Genomic DNA, 18,749 nt, shown 5'->3' on the forward strand with positions numbered 1-18,749 from the left:
CGTCAATTCAAGAAAGTGTTGAATTGAAATTTTAGGTCTCGTGCCCGTTCTGGCAACGACTTATGCGGGGTCGACGGCCCTGTCAGGTTGCATGAAGCCGCGTGCTGATTGGACGCAAGCGGACCGGGGGCGGTTGGCGGATAGGCGATTGGTCACAGCATGTTGCACCGCTCGCCGCGGTGTCGCGTCGCGTCGTGTTCGCTTGAATCGTGAAACGCATGGCCCTGTATCGGCCGTGCGCCACCTATTTTCCACCACGTGTCGGCTTGATACTCTTGGATGGGCGCTTGGCGCTGCTGGCCTTGCTTCGCGGTTTTCCAGACCCTTTGCCCAACGCGGTCACCGCCGCGCGCGCGCGGTTCTTCTTGCTGCTCGGCTTGCCTTTGGGCGGCGGCGGCCCCTTGGGCTTGCGGTATGGTCTGGCGGCGTTTCCGGGCTCGGCAGCGGGACTTTCGATTGCGTCCTTGCGGCTGTCGCTTGCCCGGTACGTGCGGTCGCGATCGGGCGTCGCGGCCTCATCAGCCTCTTGCCGGGCAGACGCTTGCGCCTTGTGCCGATGCGGTTTGGCACTGGTTGTCTTGCGGCTGGCACCATCCCGTTTGAACCCGCCTCCTTTGCCGGCGAGGTCGGGTGGCGAGGCAAGCTGGGTGATCTGCGCACCCTTTTCCAGTTCCATGCTTTCGCCGACCGTTGCAAGAAAACCGGCGACGGCGGCGTTGCTGATCTGCACGAAACTCTGGTCGCTCTGAACCCGAATTGCGCCGATGTCGTCTTTTGACAGGCCGCCTGCCTTGCACAGCATCGGCAACAGCCGGCGCGGTTCGGCGCCCGCGTCGCGGCCACCCGACACTGCGAACCACGTCGCCGGGCCAAACTCTCTGGCGCGCTCCGGTTTGGCGTCCAAGTCTGCCAGTTCTTCCGGCGGGGCGCGCAGCGTGTGCAGCAGGCGCAGGTACCCGGCGGCGAGCTGCTCGGGCGAAAACGCTTCCAGAAGCCGGTTCACGCTCTCCTGCTCGTCCTCGGTTGCCACTTCTTGCCACGACGGGTCCGAAAACAGCCGCTCTTCGTCCATCGCGCGGACATCGGCCGCAGACGGAGCCATACCCCAGTCGGCCCGAAGCTTGGCCCACCCCAGCAATCGCTCGGCCTTCTTGCGCGTGCGCGGCGTGACGACCAGAACGCTCACACCCTTGCGCCCGGCGCGCCCCGTGCGGCCGGAGCGGTGCAACAGGGTTTCCTGGTTGGACGGCAGTTCGGCATGAACGACCAGATCGAGCCGCGGCAGGTCGATCCCGCGCGCGGCGACATCGGTCGCCACGCAGACCTGCGCGCGCCCGTCACGCATGGATTGCAAGGCGTGTGTGCGTTCGGACTGCGACAGTTCGCCCGACAAGGCCACTGCGTTGAACCCGCGGTTCGACAGCCGCGCCGCCAGCCTGTTGACCGTGGCACGCGTGTTGGCAAAGACCAGCGCGCTGGGGGCCTCGTAGTACCGCAACGTGTTGATGACCGCGTTGTCCATATCCCGTTCGGCCGCCATCAGCGCGCGGTACTCAATATCGGTGTGCTGCGGGGTTTCGGATTTGGCGACGATCCGTTCGGCGTCAGTCTGGTACCCTTTCGCCAGTGCGGCGATGGCGGGCGGAACGGTCGCCGAAAACAGCAGGGTCTGCCGGTCCGCGGGCAATTCGTCGAGAATGAATTCAAGCTCTTCGCGGAACCCGAGGTCGAGCATCTCGTCGGCCTCGTCCAGCACAACGGCACGTACGGCGGAGAGGTCGATAGAGCCGCGCATGATGTGGTCGCGCAGCCGCCCCGGCGTTGCGGCAACGATATGCGCCCCGCGTTCCAGCGCGCGGCGTTCGTCGCGCATGTCCATGCCGCCAACGCAAGAGGCCAGAACCACCCCCGCCTTGGCGTACAGCCACCCGAGCTCGCGTTTGACCTGCAAGGCCAACTCGCGCGTCGGGGCAATGACCAGCGCCAGAGGTGTGGCGCCCGGCGCAAAGGCATCATCTTCCCCTAAAAGTGTGGGCGCGATGGCAAGGCCGAACCCCAGTGTCTTGCCCGAACCGGTCTGCGCCGAAACAAGCAGATCGCGACCTTCCAGAGCGGGGTCGAGCACGGCGGTCTGAACCGGGGTCAATGTGGAATAGCCACGGTCATCCAGGGCCGCTCGAAGTGCAGGGTGCATTGGAATCTTACTCTCGGGACCTGCTGTAGGCCATCCTGGCCGGCCAGCGGTTATGTTTCGCGCCGGCAAGGGCGCATGGACAGCCGCACTTAGGGCAATTGCAGCCACTTGTATAGGTCCAAGGGCGCGTCGGCGCCGTCTGGGGCGCCGTGTCGCATCGGTGAAAGACCTGATCGCATGTGGGCGGGTGCTGTGCCAGCGGCGACCAAACCTTTCAATTTGCTCTTCTCGCGGCAATTGCAGTGGGCCCGGCAGCCTGCTTCAGCCGAGAACTTTGCCTCTCCCGAGGTCCGAAATGCGAAGGGAGTCGCGGTTCTTGGCTTGCATCTCAAGGTCTGCTTTGGCTGAGGCCTTGTATCAACCTGTCGTTTGTCTTGACTAATGGGCGACCTGATTGTCACCCTCTTTAAATGTTCAATTATATTTTCTTACCTGAGGATGTTCTTGTTTCTGTCCCGAAAGACATGACCAAATTCAAGTGCCTTATACTCATCGAGCGTGAAGTAGGTGAGGATTACCGTTACTTGGTCAGCAAAGCTCTTGTGGAAGCTGGATGCCTCTATTCGTTGGCGTGGGGAATTGATTGTTCTGCATGGGATGATAGCGTCGATTGGGCCTTTCTGGAGGCCTATGATTTCAAAGCCTTTCCTGAGGAAAAATTCGTCATGACAACTTGGCATGAAAACGAATCTCTCGCGGAGACGGTGGCGTTTGCAAAACACTGCACCAAATACTCTGAGGTGAAGCTTGAAGATATCTTAGTGCTTGATTTTGCACACCAAGAACGCGGCGACTACATCAAGAAGCTATACTTGGCCGCTTGAGAGATTCAATTTGTACAGATCGCAGAACCGGTCAATGTGGCCCCCGGTGAACCTTCGCTGCGCATTGCGCTGACGTTCGAAGTGTGGACAACAGTTGCCTTTGCAGCGGCCGCACCGATAGCTGCTTTTGCAGGTCTTCCCAAAATCGGGGCGCAACTCACCCGGCTGCAGGTAAACTCCCCGTGTGTCAGGGTGATTGGGCCGTGGTGTCAACTAGGTGTATGTCATGCAGAGACCATTAAGAAACAGCCCTGGGGAGATTCCGAGATGACGAACCCGTACCCGAGCCGACGAACCGTTTTCTCTACCGTGGGGGCCGCGCTTCTTGTCGGTGCCACGGGCCTGCGCCTGCCCGCTCGCGCGCAATCCTTTGAACCCACACCGTCGATGCGGGGCGGTTCCAACAATTACCGCCCCGGCGCGCCGATCGTGGACCGGATCGGCAATGGCGGGTTCTGGACCAGCGGAACCGTACGCCGGGCGGGCGACGGAGCGCCTCTGGCCGGGCGGCGAATTCAGGTCTGGGCCCATACGACAGAAGGCAACGAACGGGACGCACGCTCGCACGGTGCGACGCTGACCAACGAGGCCGGGGAGTTCCGGATCGAGATGCCGCAGATCGTGCCCGCCTTTGGTCAACCTCACGGGCACCTCGTCTATGATGCCGACTATGATGACGGAGGGTTCGAGACGGTCTTTCTGCGACCCGTGATGGAGCGGGCGTCCGACACCAGCCTGCAAGTCGAGTTCGTTCTGCGCCCCGTCTGATGGCCCCGATGCGCGGCGCTTTGATATGGTCGGCGCTGGTTTTGGCAATTGCCGTGCCACTGATCGCCGCTGCGCAAAGTCCGCTTTTGCAATGGCGCGACCCGGTTTACATCATCGCCGGATTTGCCGGGATCGTCGGCCTTGCACTGCTGCTGGTGCAGTTCCTGTTGATCGCAGGCGTTCTTCCCGGAGTGCCCGCACGGCGCGCCCATATCTGGACAGGCGCGGGACTGGTGATCGCGGTCTTTCTCCATGTGGCGGGGCTTTGGATAACCAGCCCGCCAGATGTGGTTGACGTTCTGCTGTTCCGGTCGCCAACACCGTTTTCCGTCTGGGGTGTGGTGGCGATGTGGGCCGTATTTGCCACCGCGGGTCTTGCCGCCTTCCGAAAACGACTGGGGTTGCGCGCCTGGCGGCTTGGGCACAACGCGGCGGCAGTTGTGATCGTGTCAGGAACGGTCATACATGCCTGGCTTATTCAGGGGGCAATGGAGGTGACGACGAAACTGGGGCTTTGTCTTGTCGTGGTGGCTGCTGCCGTGTGGGTTCTGCGCCGCCGCCGCGTCTGGCGAATGCTCCGCTGATGATTGAGATGTCGGGTTTTTGTTGCAGGATCATTCATCGCTCTCGGATATTTGATGTTGGCGACTTTTGATCCCGTGGACTCGACCGCCGGTGAAAATAGAACCTTGGCGACAAACGGGCGCAGAAACAGGCATGCCGCACGCGCATCTAATGTCTATGCGTTCTGACTCTTGATGCTAGAGTTCCGTTAACAGTCAAACTAAACGAAAGCTCCTTCAATGTATGCGCTTCGGCAAATCATCCTCGGCTGCGCCTTGCTTGCTGTCGGGCTTTACGTCTGGATCGCTTACGTGCCTGCGGCGCTGCCGTTTCTGAATCGGGTCGGCCTGCTTGATCTTCTGGGTATAGAGGCTCCGCAAGCCCAGGACGCCGGACCGCAGCGCGGGTCAAGACCTGACAGCGCGGCGCGCGTGGTGACCGAGCGGGTCGGGGAACGCGTGCTTGCGGATAACATCACGGCCATAGGCAATGGCAGGGCCCGCCGGTCCGTTAGCGTCAGGGCGAACGCCGAAGGCACCGTCACCGATCTGGCACTCGAAGCCGGCCAGTATGTGGAAAGCGGCACCGTCATCGTGCAGCTTCAGGATCAGGCGGAACAGATCGCGCTGGAACGTGCGCAGATCGAGCTGAAGAACAGTGTCGCCGACTCGGAGAGGATCACGCAATTGGCCGCGACAGGCGCCGTCACAGAGGTGCGGATGCTGGAAACCGAACTGGCGCTTCGAAGCGCGGAACTGGCCGTGCGTCAGGCAGAATTCGATCTGTCGGAACGTCAGATCAGGGCGCCGATTTCCGGGTCGATCGGGATCATCGACCTTGAAGTGGGCGACCGGGTCAGCCCGCAGGATATCCTTGTCACGATCACCGATCGATCAGACATTCTGATTGATTTCCGTGTTCCCGAACGGGTTGTCGGAAAGATTGCGATCGGTCAGAGCATTGATGTGACCCCTCTGGGCCTGTCCGAGCGGCCCTTGGTAGGAGAAGTCGCTGCGATTGACGCCGTTGTGGACCGCGCCAGCAGAACGTTGCTGGTTCGGGGGCGGGTGTCGAACGAGCAGGATATGTTGCGCGATGGAATGGCCTTTTCGGTAAGCCTGTCTTTTCCCGGCGAAACGTTGTTGTCGGTCGCCCCCCTTGCGCTTCGGTGGTCCAGCACCGGCCCCCACGTCTGGGCCGTTCGCGATGGCGTCGCCGAAGAGGTGCCGGTGGCAATCGTGCAGCGCAACACCGATGCGGTTCTCGTCACGTCAGATAGCCTGAAACCGGGCGACATGATCGTCACCGAGGGGGTCCAGACCTTGCGGGCAGGGAGCAAGGTAACCCCCGTTGCCAAAGAGGAAGAAGCTGCGTCTGCCGGCTTGCTTACGGCGCAAGGGGCTCGGTTGTGAGCGCACCCTCCAAATCCGATGCACCCGGCACGGCATTGTTCGTCCGCCGGCCAATACTGGCCTTTGTCCTGAACGCGCTTATCGTTCTTGCCGGGGTTGCCGGACTGGTTGGCGCGGAAATTCGCGAGTTGCCCAATGTGGACCGGCCCGTGGTGACGATCACGACTCCGTTTCCAGGCGCCTCGCCGGAATCCGTCGATCAGGAATTGACGGGTCGGATCGAGGGCGCGGTCGGGCGGGTGTCCGGGGTGCGCAGCATTTCGTCAAACTCGCGCTTTGGACGCAGCCGTGTCACGGTCGAGTTCAACGACAGCATTGACGTCGACGTCGCCGCGACAGATGTGCGCGATGCCGTCGCAAGAATTGTCAACGACTTGCCCGAAGACGCGGATCGCCCTGAAGTCGTCAAAGCCGATGCAAACGCGCAGCCTGTCATGCGGATCGCGGTAATTTCGGACGGGCGTTCGCCGCAGGAACTGACGGCCATTGTACAGGACCGGGTCGAGGATCGGCTGATATCTATCGAAGGGGTTGCCGACCTTCAGATCTATGGAGACCGCGAGCCGATCTTTCGTGTCGACATCGACCAACTCGAGCTGGCCAGCAGGGGGCTGACGCTGGCGGATATGGAGAGGGCCCTGTCCAACGTGGCCCTTGATACGCCCGCGGGCGATCTGGCCGGTGACCGCCAGTCCATCAACGTGCGCACGACGGCGAATGTGGCAACGACCGAGGCATTTGCCGCGCTTGAGCTCATGAACAACGTCACTATCGGCGATGTCGCACAGGTGACCTTGGGCCCCGCACCCGGAGAGACGATCCTGCGTGCCAATGGCCAGCAGGGTGTTGGCATCGGTGTCATCCGGCAGTCTACGTCGAACACGCTGGAAATCTCGGAAAGCGTGCACGAGGTTGTCGCCGAGCTGAACCGCACCCTTCCCGAAGATGTCGAGGTCATCGTGACGTCCGATGACGCGGTCTTTATCTCCGGGTCGATTGCCGAGGTGCTCAAGACACTTGGGATTGCCGTCGCCATCGTTGTGGCTGTCATCTTCCTGTTCCTGCGCGATTTTCGTGCAACGCTTATCCCGGCGCTGACCCTTCCGGTGGCGCTGGTCGGCACGCTGGCCGCGATCTATCTGGCTGGCTTTTCGGTCAATATCCTGACGCTGCTGGCTTTGGTCCTGGCGACCGGAATGGTGGTGGACGATGCCATCGTCGTGCTGGAAAACATCGTTCGGCAGCGTGCGGCCGGAATGGGGCCGCGCGCTGCGGCGGTTCATGGAACATCCCAAGTTTTCTTTGCGGTCGTCACGACAACCGCGACTCTCGCCGCCGTCTTCGTCCCTTTGTCTTTTCTGCCGGGGCAGGCAGGCGGGTTGTTTCGCGAATTCGGGTTCACGCTGGCCATGTCGGTGCTGCTGTCGTCCATCGTCGCGCTTAGCCTGTGTCCGGTTCTTGCCAGTCGATTTCTGACCAAACCGCCGAAGAAAAACGCGACCGGCCCGATGATCTGGCTTGGGACTCGTCTTATGCGGCTCTATGAGGCGTCCTTGCGTGCAGCTTTGGCCATGCCCGCCTTGATCGTGCTGATCGCCGTTTTCGTCGCTGCGACCGCCGCCATGATCGCTGGCGGCATACGGCAGGAACTCACCCCGTCCGAGGATCGCGGTGTCGTGCTGCTGAGCATAACGGCACCGCAGGGGGTGTCATTGGCCTATACGCAGTCCAAGATGAACGAGATCGAGGAGGCCGTGTCGCCGCTGATCGAAGAGGGTGAGATTTCGCATACCTTCGCCTTCAGTGGATTTAGCGCCGATAACCGCGGGTTCATGGTGTTCACACTGGCCAAATGGGAAGACCGAAGCCGGGGGCAGCAGGACATCGTGCGCGATATCAGGGCAAAGCTGTCCGACGTGATCGGCGTGCGTGCATTCGTGATCCAGCCCAACTCGCTTGGCATCCGTGGCGCGGGCAGGGGCCTTGCCTTCGCCATCACGGGCAGCAGTTACGAGCAACTGGCGGATGCCGCCGAAGAGATCGTGCAACGCCTGCGCCAGAACCCCGACATGGGGCAGGTTCAACTGGAATATGAACGCACGCAGCCGCAGATCTTTGTTCAGATCGACAGATCTCTGGCCGCGGATCTGGATATCGACATCACCGGGCTTGGCCGTGCGCTGCAGGCCATGCTGGACGGCCGCAAGGTCAGTTCGGTGTTCATCGAGGACAAGAGCTATGACGTCCAGATGCTCTCCACCTCAAATCCGATCAACGATCCGGGCGATCTGGAGAACATTTTCGTCCAGACGGGCAGCGGGCTGATGGTGCCGATGTCCAGCTTCGTGACGCTTGAGGAACGCGCCATTGCCCCCGAACTTGACCGCGAGGGGCAGAACCGTTCGGTCGAACTGACGGCTGGGCTTACTCCCGAATTGTCGCTTGGCGATGCGATGACACAAGTCCGCGCGATTGGCGCCGAGGTTCTGTCGGATGAAAACCGGATCGTGCCGCTGGCCGAGGCTGCAACGCTGGACCAGACAACCTCTGGCCTGCTTGTCACCTTCGGATTTGCGATTCTTGTGGTGTTTCTGGTTCTGGGCGCCCAGTTCGAAAGCTTTATCTCAGCTGTGGTGGTTATGGCCACGGTCCCGCTTGGCTTGGCCTGCGCGGTCTTTGCACTGCTGCTGACGGGGCAGAGCCTGAATGTCTACAGTCAGATCGGTTTGGTCATGCTGATCGGGATCATGGCCAAGAACGGAATTCTGATTGTCGAATTTGCCAATCAGCTGCGTGATAAGGGCCAGTCTGTGCATGATGCGATTCTGGATGCCGCGACCGTCCGGCTCCGCCCCGTCATGATGACCATGACCTCGACGGTCGTGGGCGGCGTGCCATTGGTGATTTCAACCGGGGCGGGGGCCGAGGCACGCGAAGCTCTGGGTTGGGTCATCGTTGGCGGACTTGGTCTGGCGACGCTTTCAACGCTTTACCTGACACCGGTCGCCTACCTGTTGCTGGCCCGGTTCTCGGCGCCCAAAGCGCGGGAAGAGGCGCGTCTGGAAGAAGAGCTGATCGCGGCCCGCGCCCAAATTTGAAAACGCAGGTGGCGCTGTATTGGACCAAATCCGTGTTACCGGTCCAAACCTGTCTGATCGGCTTGGAGGGCAAAAGACGGTTCTTGATCCCGGCCGGTGCGGCGCGTCACCAAGGCCCGCCAAGTTGCAAGTCGGTCTGCTCCGCGCGCTCTGCAAGGGCTTCGACAGCGTCGAAATCCGGTTCGGCGAACCGGTCCAGCCCAAGGTTTGCCAGCAGGGCCGCCGCCTCGGGCAGCTGATGCGACCGAAGCAGGGCCTTCGCAAGATCGGCGGCAACTGCACGGTCAAGCGCCTGCGCCGCAACCAGCATGGGGAAGGGCGCGCGCGCGGTCGTCGCCACAGTCTTCAGCCCGGCAATCTGGTCCGGGGCGTGGAGCGTCAGCAGCTGCCAGGCATAGGCATCGACCGCACCCGCGTCCGCGCGGCCCGACCGCAGGGCCTCGACCACTGCGAACGGTGTGACCAGGGGGCCAACCGTTGCAACCCGCGCCAAAGGATCACGCGCGGCAAGAAATTCGCGCGGCGCATTGTAGCCCGATTGCGAGTCTCGCACGGTCCACGCCCAGCGGGCCTTCGTCAGATCCGCGCCATCCTCGGGGCTGTCCCGCATGACGATCTGGCTGGCGTAGTACGGCCCGCCTTCCGACCAGCTTTCGGTCGAAACCGGCGCGGCCAACACAAAGGGCCGGGCGTCGCGCGGGCGCTGCTGATAGGGAAAACCACACATGAAGGCGGCCCCCAAATCTGGCCGCGCCCAAAGCCCATCCAGCGGTGCCGGAGCCTCATAGCCGATGATGTTCAGCCTGTGCCCCGTGGTCTCGGACAACCAATCGAACATCGCATCCCACGCCGCCCGCGCAGCCGGTGCCACGTTGTACATGCGCGAACAGGCGACCGGCCCCGTGTCTTGTCGGGGTGTCATGCGAAGGCCCCGCTGGGTGTTCAACGGAACCGAAGGCGCTGGCCCAGACCCATCGCGCGCGCCTTGTCCACCATGGCGGCCCCAAGCGCGACATCCGTGGATGACAGGCCGCGGTGCCAGAACAGGATGGTTTCGTCGTCGCTTTCACGTCCCGGGCGGGCGCCACAGGCGATCTGGCCCATCTCGGCATGCAGGGTCTCTTCGGTCACCTTGCCTTCGTCCACGTGGCGACGCAGGGCGCCGTAGGGGCGGCCGGGCCCGCACTGGCCCCAGTCGTCGACCACGACCTTGTCCATGATGTCTGTCAGGTCGAACTCCAGCGCGCTCATGGTGCCGTAGGGCACGACAAAGGCGCCTTTCTTGACCCAGGATGTCTTGAACAGGGGGGTCGGCTCGGGCAGGCGGCTGGCCTCGATCAGAATGTCGGCATCCTTCAGGCAGTCTTCCCAGTTGTCGGTGACGATGATCTTCTTGCCAAGATCCTGCTCCAGCCGCTCGGCAAAGGCATTGCGGCTTTCGGGACGGCGCGAATGCACGCGGATTTCCTCGAAATCATACAGGTGATCCAGCAGGCGGACATTCCAGTAAGACGTGCCGCGCGCGCCTACATGACCTAGGACCTTGCTGTCCTTGCGGGCAAGGTGCTTGGCGCCAATGGCTGTCACCGCGCCGGTGCGCATGTCGGTGATCGCAGTGGCATCGACGATGGCCTTGGGGATACCGGTTTCCGGATCGAACAAATTCAGCACCGCCAGTTCAGAGGGCAGGCCGTGCTTGTAGTTGTCGACGAAATCGCCAACCACCTTCACACCGGCATAGCCAAGCGATTTCACATAGCCGCGCAGGACGTTGAAGTGCCCCTTGTCCGAGCTTTCCGGCACAAGGTGAACGCGCGGCTCGATAACGGTTTCCCCGCGCCCCTGATCGGCCAGCGCTTTTTCGACGGCCGTGAGGATTTCCTCGTCGGTCAGCGCCAGTTCAGCGACGTCGATTGCGTTCAGATAGTCGATCCAAAGTTCCTGCATGGTCTTCACTCCCGGGATGGTGTCGTTCTGGAAAAGGGCTGCGCTGGCAGCGCTGCGAGGGCGGTAAGGGGTTCGACGGACTTCATGTTTGTCCGCTTGGCGTTGGTGGCAGATCTGAGCGCAGCATGTCGGCCATGGCGCGAAAATCCGGGCCTTGCGCGCGGTCCTCGGTCAGCGGTGCAACCAAGCCGCGCACCGCCGCATAGGCCCAAGCGGTGCCCTCGCCAAGCATGTCGGTCACGCCGCGAAGCTCGACCGCCTGAGCCGAGACGACCAGTTCGATTGCGACAAGCAGGCGAAAGCGGTCGATGATCGTCGCCGTCTTGGCCAGAACGCCCGGTGCGAGCGATGCGTGATCCTCGACACCATCGGCAACCGGGATCGGGGGGAAGGCCATCGGCGTGGCAAGGTGGCGAATTTCGGCTTCCAGCGCCGAAAGTGTTTTCTGCACCGTTGCGAACCCGTTGCGACTGCTGCCCATCGGCGACAGGAACCGTGGCAAATCCGAGATGCCGGGCGACATGATCTGCATGCAGCGGTGCGTGGTGGCCGAGGCGCATTGCGCGATGGCAAGGCCAAGCCGCTCCCACGACAGGGCCAGCGCGGTCGTGTCGAAATTGCCGTTATGCAGGAGGATACCGTCATCGACCAGCACCACCGGGTTGTCACCGGGGCCGCGCAATTCGATGGCTGTCGCCTCGGCGGCCTCATCGCGCGCATGCAGCAATGCGCCCCAGATTTGCGGCGCGCAACGATAGCTGAGCGGGTCTTGAAGGCGTCGCGCCACGCCCTCGTTCAGCAGGGCGCTGCCAGACAGCAACGCCATCAGCCGCGCCCCGGCCTCGACCTGCCCGAAAGCCGGGCGCAGCGACAGCACCCTTGGATCAAGCACCGAGGTGGCCGCGCGAAACGCTTCGAACGCCAGCGCGGTGGCGCTGAGCGACCACGAGATCAACCGGTTCAGATCATCCAGCGCAAGACACGCCTGCGCGATCGAAAAGGCATTGGCCGACACCATCGCATGCCCGTCCCGCGGGCCCAGCTTCAGCGGGGCGAAACCCGCGCGTGACAGCGCCTCACGGGCGGGCAGAATTTCACCTTTGTATTCCGCCTCGCCGTGGCCCATCAGCCCACGTGTCACATCCGACATCTGGGCAAGGTCTGCCTCGCCGACAGAGCCGAGCGCGTAGACAAGCGGGTGCACCCCGGCATTCAGTGCATCAACGAGCGTCTGGGCCACGCCAAACGAAATGCCCGAAGCGCCACCGGCAAAGCCGGCAAGGCGGGCGGCCATGATGGCCCTGACGGTTTCGACCGGAAGCGGAGTGCCCACGCCAACGGCGCGGGCCTGTGGCACGCGCTGCTGAAAGGCGGTGACATCCGCAAGGTCGAGGCGCGTATCGACGCTCGCACCCAAACCCGTGGTCAGGCCATAGACAGGCACATTGCATGCAAGCTGTGTCTCGACGATATCGCGTGCTGCCTGGATCCGGGTCTGCATCCCAACCGACAGCTTTACATGCGCCCGGGTGCGCGCGATGGCCGCGATGTCGGAAACACTCGGGGGCAGATCGCCAAGCTGGATATCGGGATGGTCTGGCACGCGATCGCTTTCAGAGGTTAGCCGAGGTGGTTACGTGTGTACTGGTATATACAACCTGTGATGTGTCATGGCTGCAAGCACAAAATGACACTTACCGGCATTTTCCGGCCCACGCGGGGGCACAATGCTGACGTAGCCCTCAACTTGGTGCCGGGACAGACCCCTGTGAATGCGGATTATCCAAGGAAAAGACAGCACATAAATCGGTAAGGCATAAATGTACGCCGGCCGCTCCGGCGACGCGACCGGGTGATGCATGGATCTTGCGGGAGCTGCAAGTTTATGGAAACCGCCCTTGTTCAGGAGCCGGTTTACTCCGGTCCTGCGAAACCGAATTGCGGGGTCGTGGACCGAGTACAGGGCAGGGATCGTTGGATTGAGCCCCGCTTCAAGCCGCAGACACCAACTTGGGCAGAAGGTCGCGTACCTCTTTGACAAGTTGCCCCGAGGCCCCTGTATCGCCGTGGATATAGCCAGACAAGGCGCGCTGGAACAGCCCGTCGAACACGGCGTAAAGCGATGCCCGCGACAGCGTGGGGTGACCGCCGGCAAGACCGCAATAGGTGTTGCAGACCCGCCAAACCATGTCCTCCAGCTTGCGGTCGATGATCGAGATATCTTCGTGAAAAGCGTCCTCGAACAAGGATTGCGCCCGAAGATCGTACCACAGCCGATGCAGCGGTGCCTCGCGCTCGAGCGTTTCGACAAGGCGATCGCAAAATGCGTCCAGCAGGGCATCGGCGCTGCTGGCCTCGACCACGACATCGTCGTAGCGGGTCACGCAGATTGATTTGTAATAGCTGACACAGCAGGTGATGAGGTCAAGCTTGTCGCTGAAGTAATAGTGCAGAACGCCATGCGAATATTGGCTATGCTGCGCGATTTCGCGGAGCGACGTGTTCGCATACCCAAGCGTGGCAAGGGTTTCGAGCGCGGCTTTGGCCAGCTCGATGCGTTTTCTTGCGAACTTGTCGACGGCCTCTTGCGTTGGCGCGCGTGCCTCGACGCGTTCCAGATTCTCAAGGCTCGCGCGGACGTCGAGGGTCTGCATTCCTGGCGACCTTCCTGTCTGTTTCATCGTTCAGTGGCTGCCATGGCCCAAGGGTGGCATCCTGATTTCGCTGTGAATTTACAGGCCTGAACAGAATTTGACAACTGTCCAAATTTTTGCCTTGACAGTTGTCCAGAAAAATTTGGACAGTTGTCAAGAATTTGCGGGGCCTTTGTGCCACCCCGGTTGAGGAGCCGGGCGACAGGTTCGGGAATACATCCGCCCTAAGGCGGATTTTTGGGAGGAAAGATGAATGCTAAACGGGAAAACAGCGCTTGTGACGGGCGGCGCACGGGGGATCGGCGCAGAAATTGCGCGCGCTTTGGCGGCCAAGGGGGCCAAGGTCATGTTGGGCGATGTGCTTGACGATCTGGCGGCGGAAACCGCGAAGAACATCGGTGCGGGCGCAGCCGCGGTGAAGCTGGATGTGACGCAGGATGCGTCGTGGGAAGCTGCCGTTCAGGCCACGATCGATACGCATGGCGGATTCGACATCCTGATCAACAATGCGGGCGTCGAAATTACCTCGCTGGTCATGTCTGTCGAAGCCGACGACATCCGCAAGATGTGCGACGTGAATATCGTTGGACCGCTTCTGGGGATGAAGCATGCGTTTCGCGCGATGGGGCCTGAAGGGGCGGCCGGGAAAAGCGGCGCGATTGTCAACGTGGCCTCGGTTGCAGCCACGATCGCCTTTCCGGCCATAGCTGGCTACTCGGCGACGAAGTCGGCGGTGGACCGGATGACCAAGGTCGCCGCGATGGAGGCGGGCAAGCTGGGGCTCAACATTCGCGTCAACTGTTTGTACCCGGGGCTGGCCGCGACCGAGATGGGTTTGAAGCTGGCCAACGATATCGTCGCGCTTGGCCTTGCCGAGACCGTCGAAGCCGCCATCGGCGGCGTGGTCGAACAGACGCCACTGGGCCGTCTGGCCGAGATTTCTGACATCGCGGATGGGGCGGTTTTCCTCGCCTCGGATCAATCCCGCTTCATCACCGGCGCGGGCCTGCCCGTCGACGGTGGGATGGGCATGTAAGCCCGAAGTTTCGAAAGGAAATTATCATGAGCAAGAAACCCGTCGTCGTCTACGGGGTGTCCGGCTATACCGGTCGTCTCGTCTGCGAATACCTGCGCGAATACAACATTCCCTTCATCGCGGCCGGTCGTGACAAGGCAAGGACCCAGGCCGTGGTCGACAAGATCCCCGGTATCGAATCCGCCGATTACGAGGTCGTTCAGGTTGAACATACCGTCGAGGCGCTGACCGAGCTGTTCAGGGGGGCGCAGGTGGTCTGCAACATGGTCGGCCCTTTCATCAAATTCGGCCCCGAAGTGGTCGAGGCCTGCCTGCAAGCCGGGGTTCACTACACCGACACCACGGGCGAACAGGATTGGGTTCTGAAATGTGAACAGGACTGGGGCACCAAATTCGCCGAGAAAGGTCTGCTTCTGTCGCCGAACAACGCGCAGATGTACACCACGGGCGAGATCGCCGCGAACATTTGCCTCGAGACTCCCGGCCTCGACACGCTCGACATTCTGGTGCTGTGGAAAGGTTTCCCGACCTATGCGTCCACCCAGACGATCTTTACCATACTCAAGGCGGATTGGTATTATCTGGAGCGCAACCAGTATGTGAAATGGGATCTTCAGGCCAGCGCCGAAGTGGTCGTTCCGGGGATGCACGAAACCGCGATTGCCGTGCCCTGGGGCGGCACCGCGCACCCGGTCTGGTTCAAGAACGATCCACGCGTCAGCAACGTAAAGGTGCTGGGTGGCGTGATGAACAGGGCCGTCATGGAAGGCGTGGTGCAAACCACCAAGATGGTCGCCGAAGAGATCCGTCCGCTACCGTTCGAAGAGCAGGAAAAGGCCCTGAGCGATATCGCCAACTCGGTGACGGCAGACATGCCACCGCGCGAAAACCCACGTGAGAACACGACCATTGACAGCGTTTACGCCTCGGGGCCGCTGGGACGGGCGCATTGCGTCCTCCACGGCAACTCCAACTACAAGCAAACGGGCATGTTGCAGGCCTATGCCGCCTATTCGCTTTTGCAGCAGCCGCCGAAACGCGTTGGTTTTGCCAGTGCCTGTCAGGCCTTCGGTCACCGCGAACTTCTGGGTCAGCTCCGGTCGTTCGGGCTGTTGATGAAGCCGCAGTTGACCGTTCAAGACTGAGTATAAGAGCGGCGTGGTCCAGTGCATCGCGCCGCCCCCGGGCTGGATTACGAAAGGCAATCTCATGCGATTGACCGACTACCTCGACAAGGGGGCCAGCCTCGGCCCCGAGGCCCCCTGCCTGCGGATGGACGATCGCTGCCTGTCTTACGGCGAGGTCCAGCGCCTGAGCCACCGCATCGCGCGCGCCTTGGAGGCGGCATGCGTGCTGCCCGGCGACAAGGTCGCGATCCTGTCGGGCAATGATCCGATCGCCTTCTCCTGTGTCTTCGGCATTGCGCGCGCGGGTGCCGTCTGGTGCCCGGTGAACCCCCGCAACGAATACCGCGAGAACGCAGAGTTTTTGGCGGGAACGGACTGCAAGTTTCTGATTTTTCATAGCGATTACGCCGATATGGTCGCCCGGATGCAGCCCGAACTGACGCAGCTTGACGCGCTTGTTTGCCTTGACCGAGCCACCGATTTCGCACCGTGCTTCGACGATTGGCTGGCCCCGGTGTCCGATGACCCGGTCGATATTCGGCCGGTGGACGATCTTGTCATGCTGCCGGGCACGGGCGGGACAACCGGCAAGCCGAAAAGCGTCATGCTGACCGGCCACAACATCGAAATGATGAGCGCTCTGACGCTGATGGGGTATCCCTTCGCCAACCGCCCCGTCTATCTGGCTGTCGCGCCGCTGACCCACGCCGCTGGCGTTCTGTGCTTTCCGATCATGGCGAAGGGCGGCGAGATCATCATCATGAAGGGGCCGGACCTTGACCGGTTCCTCGGGCTGATCTCTGCGCACCGTGTGACGCACACTTTCCTGCCGCCGACCGTTATTTACATGCTGCTTGACCACCCCGGGCTTGGCAGAGCCGATCTCTCGTCACTGCAGTGTTTCTGGTACGGTGCCGCGCCCATGTCGAAGGTGCGGCTGATCGAGGCGTTGGAGCGGATTGGCCCGATGGGGCAGTTGTTCGGTCAGACCGAAGCGCCGATGATGATTTCGATGATGGCGCCTGCGGATCACCGCACCGCCAACGGCCAAATCCGGACGGACAAGCTTGGCTCGGCCGGGCGGGTGGCGCCGCTGGTGCATGCCACCATCCGCGACCCGGAGGGCCGCGCGCTTCCCGTCGGAGAGTGCGGCGAGATCTGCGTGAAAGGGCCGCTGGTCATGTCTGGCTACTACAAGAACCCCAAGGCGACAGACGACACCATCCGGGACGGTTGGCTACATACCGGGGATCTGGGTTACCTCGACGCCGAGGGCTTTCTTTATATCGTCGACCGCGCCAAGGACATGATTATCACCGGCGGGTTCAACGTTTATTCCATCGAAGTCGAGCAGGCATTGCAAAGCCACCCCTCGGTTCAGGATTGCGCGGTGATTGGTCTGCCCGATGACAAATGGGGCGAACGGCTGGTCTGTGTGGTGCAGCCTCGCCCCGGGCACAGCGTCGACGAGGACGCAATCAGGGCGCATGTGAAGACGTTGATCGGAGCGGTGAAGTCTCCGAAACAGGTTTTCATATGGGACGATCTGCCCCGGTCCAAGGTGGGCAAGGTTGTGAAACCCGAGATCAAGGCGATGCTATTGCGCGATGCGCAGGTCAAAACGACGGCAAAAGGATAGTGGGGTCGCGTCCGGTACTCTGGGCCTCGCGCCTTACATGGCAAGGCGGCAGGAAACCGCTTGCCGGTCCAGACCCGTCTAGGGACGCGATGTTTCCACTCTTCAGATCGTCGTGTGCAAATAGTCCGCCGTTTCGCGGTTGGCGGGCAGGAAGGTTTCCAGTGTCAACTCGGACAATCCGATGTCCATCGCCGTCCCAAGCACGGTTGTCGCGCTTATGAACGAAAGCTTCCGGCTCGCGATGTCGAGTGTCAGGGGGATCGCCACGCGATTGACGGCTTTTGGCGCGCCGGTTGTCCATGGCCGCGATCCGGATGGCACAGGATAGGACTTCAATTCGTCAATCAAACTCGAGGTCGCCGCATCCGGGGCCGCCTTGTTCTGCGCGGAAAGACGGGTCAGGATGTGGTGCCGCCACTCCCGATAATTGGCGATGTGTTTGCCAAACCCGTCGGGATGCAAGCTCAGGCGCAGCGCATTGACGGGCGGCGCCATCATCGGCGCGGGCACATCCCGGAAAAGACCAAGCAGGGCAGCGTTGGCGTGGACGATTGTCCAGTGCCTGTCCATCGCCAGGGCGGGGTAGGGCGCATGCGCGTCGATCAGGTCTTTCACCGCCTGGTAGGTTGCTGCAACATCTTCATCGTCGGCGGACCTGTCGTGATAGCAGTGGGCGAAGCCTGCGGTGTGCAGCAGGTCATTGCGCGCCCGTAGGGACAGATCGAGCGTTTCGGCTAGCAACAGAACCATGTCCCGGCTCGGCGCACTGCGCCCCGTTTCCAGAAAGCTCAGATGGCGCTGCGAAATCTCTGCGTCCGAGGCCAGCGCAAGCTGACTGAAGCCGCGCTTTTCGCGCCAGGAACGTAGCGATGTCGCAAAGGTCATGTGATCCATTGATGCAGTATAACCCGCTTTCACGCTGTCTCGATTACCTTTCAGGTCATAATCCCGATGTTTCTGGCGGCGGCATTCTATGACGTGCCAGGTAATCGACGCGCGGCGCGCTTTCCCCGACGCTTCAAAGCAGTTGAACCCTGCGAAGGAGCGGAAGCGATGTTTGAACTGAACGCAAAAACGATCTTCACCCTGGATGCCATCCTCTGCCTTGTCATGGGCGCGGCCCTTGCTGCGGCATCAGGCTTGGTTGCGGCCCTGCTGGGGATGCCGGCCGGGCTGATCTTCTGGTCTGGCATCCTTCTTTTGCCCGTGGCCGCCCTGATTACTCTTGCAGCCAGCACAGGGAACAGGGCCTTGGGCTGGATCGTCATTCTTGGCAATCTCGGATGGATCGTTGCCAGCCTTGTTGTTGCGGCCTTCGTTCCGGCGAACCTGCTGGGTACGATTTTCGTGCTGGTGCAGGCAGGCGTTGTCGGAGTTTTCGTATGGATTGAACGGGCGGCAATGGGCCGGGCAAACGCGGTGCCCGCCTAGGTGCGATGGTCGCTGACGGTGCAACAGCTCTTGCCGAAGCCCGGATCGGCAAGAA

The 18,749-nt window shown here is 61.7% G+C and carries 15 protein-coding genes; 9 read left to right on the forward strand and 6 right to left on the reverse strand.

Translation table 11 applies throughout. The features are described from left to right. Positions 1 to 244: 244 nt before the first annotated feature. On the reverse strand, positions 245 to 2,194 hold the full coding sequence (locus tag FGK64_RS10440; RefSeq protein WP_138863730.1) for a DEAD/DEAH box helicase: 1,950 nt from the start codon (positions 2,192 to 2,194) through the stop codon (positions 245 to 247). 464 nt (positions 2,195 to 2,658) lie between these two features. On the opposite strand from FGK64_RS10440, the gene FGK64_RS10445 reads away from it, so the two are divergent. The 5 genes from FGK64_RS10445 to FGK64_RS10465 all read left to right on the forward strand — a co-directional run bounded on the left by FGK64_RS10445 (position 2,659) and on the right by FGK64_RS10465 (position 8,860). Then, positions 2,659 to 3,018 carry a DUF7684 family protein gene (locus FGK64_RS10445; RefSeq protein ID WP_171054031.1) on the forward strand — a complete coding sequence of 120 codons (360 nt, stop codon included), beginning with the start codon at positions 2,659 to 2,661 and terminating at the stop codon, positions 3,016 to 3,018. 267 nt (positions 3,019 to 3,285) lie between these two features. Next, positions 3,286 to 3,786: a twin-arginine translocation pathway signal gene (locus FGK64_RS10450; protein ID WP_138863732.1), complete on the forward strand. Its 501-nt coding sequence runs from the start codon at positions 3,286 to 3,288 to the stop codon at positions 3,784 to 3,786. Positions 3,787 to 3,839: 53 nt separating this feature from the next. Further along, on the forward strand, positions 3,840 to 4,370 hold the full coding sequence (locus FGK64_RS10455) for a ferric reductase-like transmembrane domain-containing protein (protein ID WP_342773950.1): 531 nt from the start codon (positions 3,840 to 3,842) through the stop codon (positions 4,368 to 4,370). 219 nt (positions 4,371 to 4,589) lie between these two features. Beyond that, positions 4,590 to 5,762, forward strand: a complete 1,173-nt coding sequence (locus FGK64_RS10460; protein ID WP_138863734.1) for an efflux RND transporter periplasmic adaptor subunit — start codon at positions 4,590 to 4,592, stop codon at positions 5,760 to 5,762. After that, positions 5,759 to 8,860, forward strand: a complete 3,102-nt coding sequence (locus FGK64_RS10465; RefSeq protein ID WP_138863735.1) for an efflux RND transporter permease subunit — start codon at positions 5,759 to 5,761, stop codon at positions 8,858 to 8,860. Before FGK64_RS10460 ends, FGK64_RS10465 begins: the two co-directional genes overlap by 4 nt. Before the next feature lie 106 nt (positions 8,861 to 8,966). Here FGK64_RS10465 and FGK64_RS10470 read toward each other — a convergent pair whose 3' ends face one another. The 4 genes from FGK64_RS10470 to FGK64_RS10485 form a co-directional block, all read right to left on the reverse strand. Continuing rightward, positions 8,967 to 9,782, reverse strand: a complete 816-nt coding sequence (locus FGK64_RS10470; protein ID WP_138863736.1) for a phosphate/phosphite/phosphonate ABC transporter substrate-binding protein — start codon at positions 9,780 to 9,782, stop codon at positions 8,967 to 8,969. Positions 9,783 to 9,802: 20 nt separating this feature from the next. Beyond that, positions 9,803 to 10,807, reverse strand: a complete 1,005-nt coding sequence (locus FGK64_RS10475; RefSeq protein ID WP_138863737.1) for an ornithine cyclodeaminase family protein — start codon at positions 10,805 to 10,807, stop codon at positions 9,803 to 9,805. An 82-nt stretch (positions 10,808 to 10,889) separates the two neighbouring features. Next, positions 10,890 to 12,410 (reverse strand): HAL/PAL/TAL family ammonia-lyase, encoded by a 1,521-nt coding sequence (locus FGK64_RS10480; protein ID WP_138863738.1) that lies wholly within the window; start codon positions 12,408 to 12,410, stop codon positions 10,890 to 10,892. 388 nt (positions 12,411 to 12,798) lie between these two features. Further along, complete coding sequence (locus tag FGK64_RS10485) at positions 12,799 to 13,461, reverse strand: TetR/AcrR family transcriptional regulator (RefSeq protein ID WP_138863739.1); 663 nt, start codon at positions 13,459 to 13,461, stop codon at positions 12,799 to 12,801. 253 nt (positions 13,462 to 13,714) lie between these two features. Between FGK64_RS10485 and FGK64_RS10490 the strand changes: the two genes are divergently transcribed. From FGK64_RS10490 to FGK64_RS10500, 3 genes are all read left to right on the forward strand, one after another. Then, positions 13,715 to 14,497, forward strand: a complete 783-nt coding sequence (locus FGK64_RS10490) for an SDR family NAD(P)-dependent oxidoreductase (RefSeq protein ID WP_138863740.1) — start codon at positions 13,715 to 13,717, stop codon at positions 14,495 to 14,497. Between the two features lie 26 nt (positions 14,498 to 14,523). Further along, positions 14,524 to 15,642 (forward strand): DUF5938 domain-containing protein, encoded by a 1,119-nt coding sequence (locus tag FGK64_RS10495; protein ID WP_246057725.1) that lies wholly within the window; start codon positions 14,524 to 14,526, stop codon positions 15,640 to 15,642. Between the two features lie 64 nt (positions 15,643 to 15,706). Next, positions 15,707 to 17,263: an acyl-CoA synthetase gene (locus FGK64_RS10500; RefSeq protein ID WP_138863742.1), complete on the forward strand. Its 1,557-nt coding sequence runs from the start codon at positions 15,707 to 15,709 to the stop codon at positions 17,261 to 17,263. Positions 17,264 to 17,365: 102 nt separating this feature from the next. Here the strand turns inward: FGK64_RS10500 and FGK64_RS10505 are convergent, their stop codons facing one another. Beyond that, complete coding sequence (locus tag FGK64_RS10505; RefSeq protein ID WP_210236560.1) at positions 17,366 to 18,148, reverse strand: helix-turn-helix domain-containing protein; 783 nt, start codon at positions 18,146 to 18,148, stop codon at positions 17,366 to 17,368. Between the two features lie 66 nt (positions 18,149 to 18,214). Between FGK64_RS10505 and FGK64_RS10510 the strand changes: the two genes are divergently transcribed. After that, positions 18,215 to 18,694, forward strand: coding sequence for a hypothetical protein (locus tag FGK64_RS10510; protein ID WP_138863744.1), 480 nt, complete (start codon positions 18,215 to 18,217; stop codon positions 18,692 to 18,694). The last annotated feature ends 55 nt before the right edge of the window (positions 18,695 to 18,749 follow it).

Source organism: Arenibacterium halophilum, from assembly GCF_005938225.1.
GTDB classification, from domain to species: domain Bacteria; phylum Pseudomonadota; class Alphaproteobacteria; order Rhodobacterales; family Rhodobacteraceae; genus Arenibacterium; species Arenibacterium halophilum.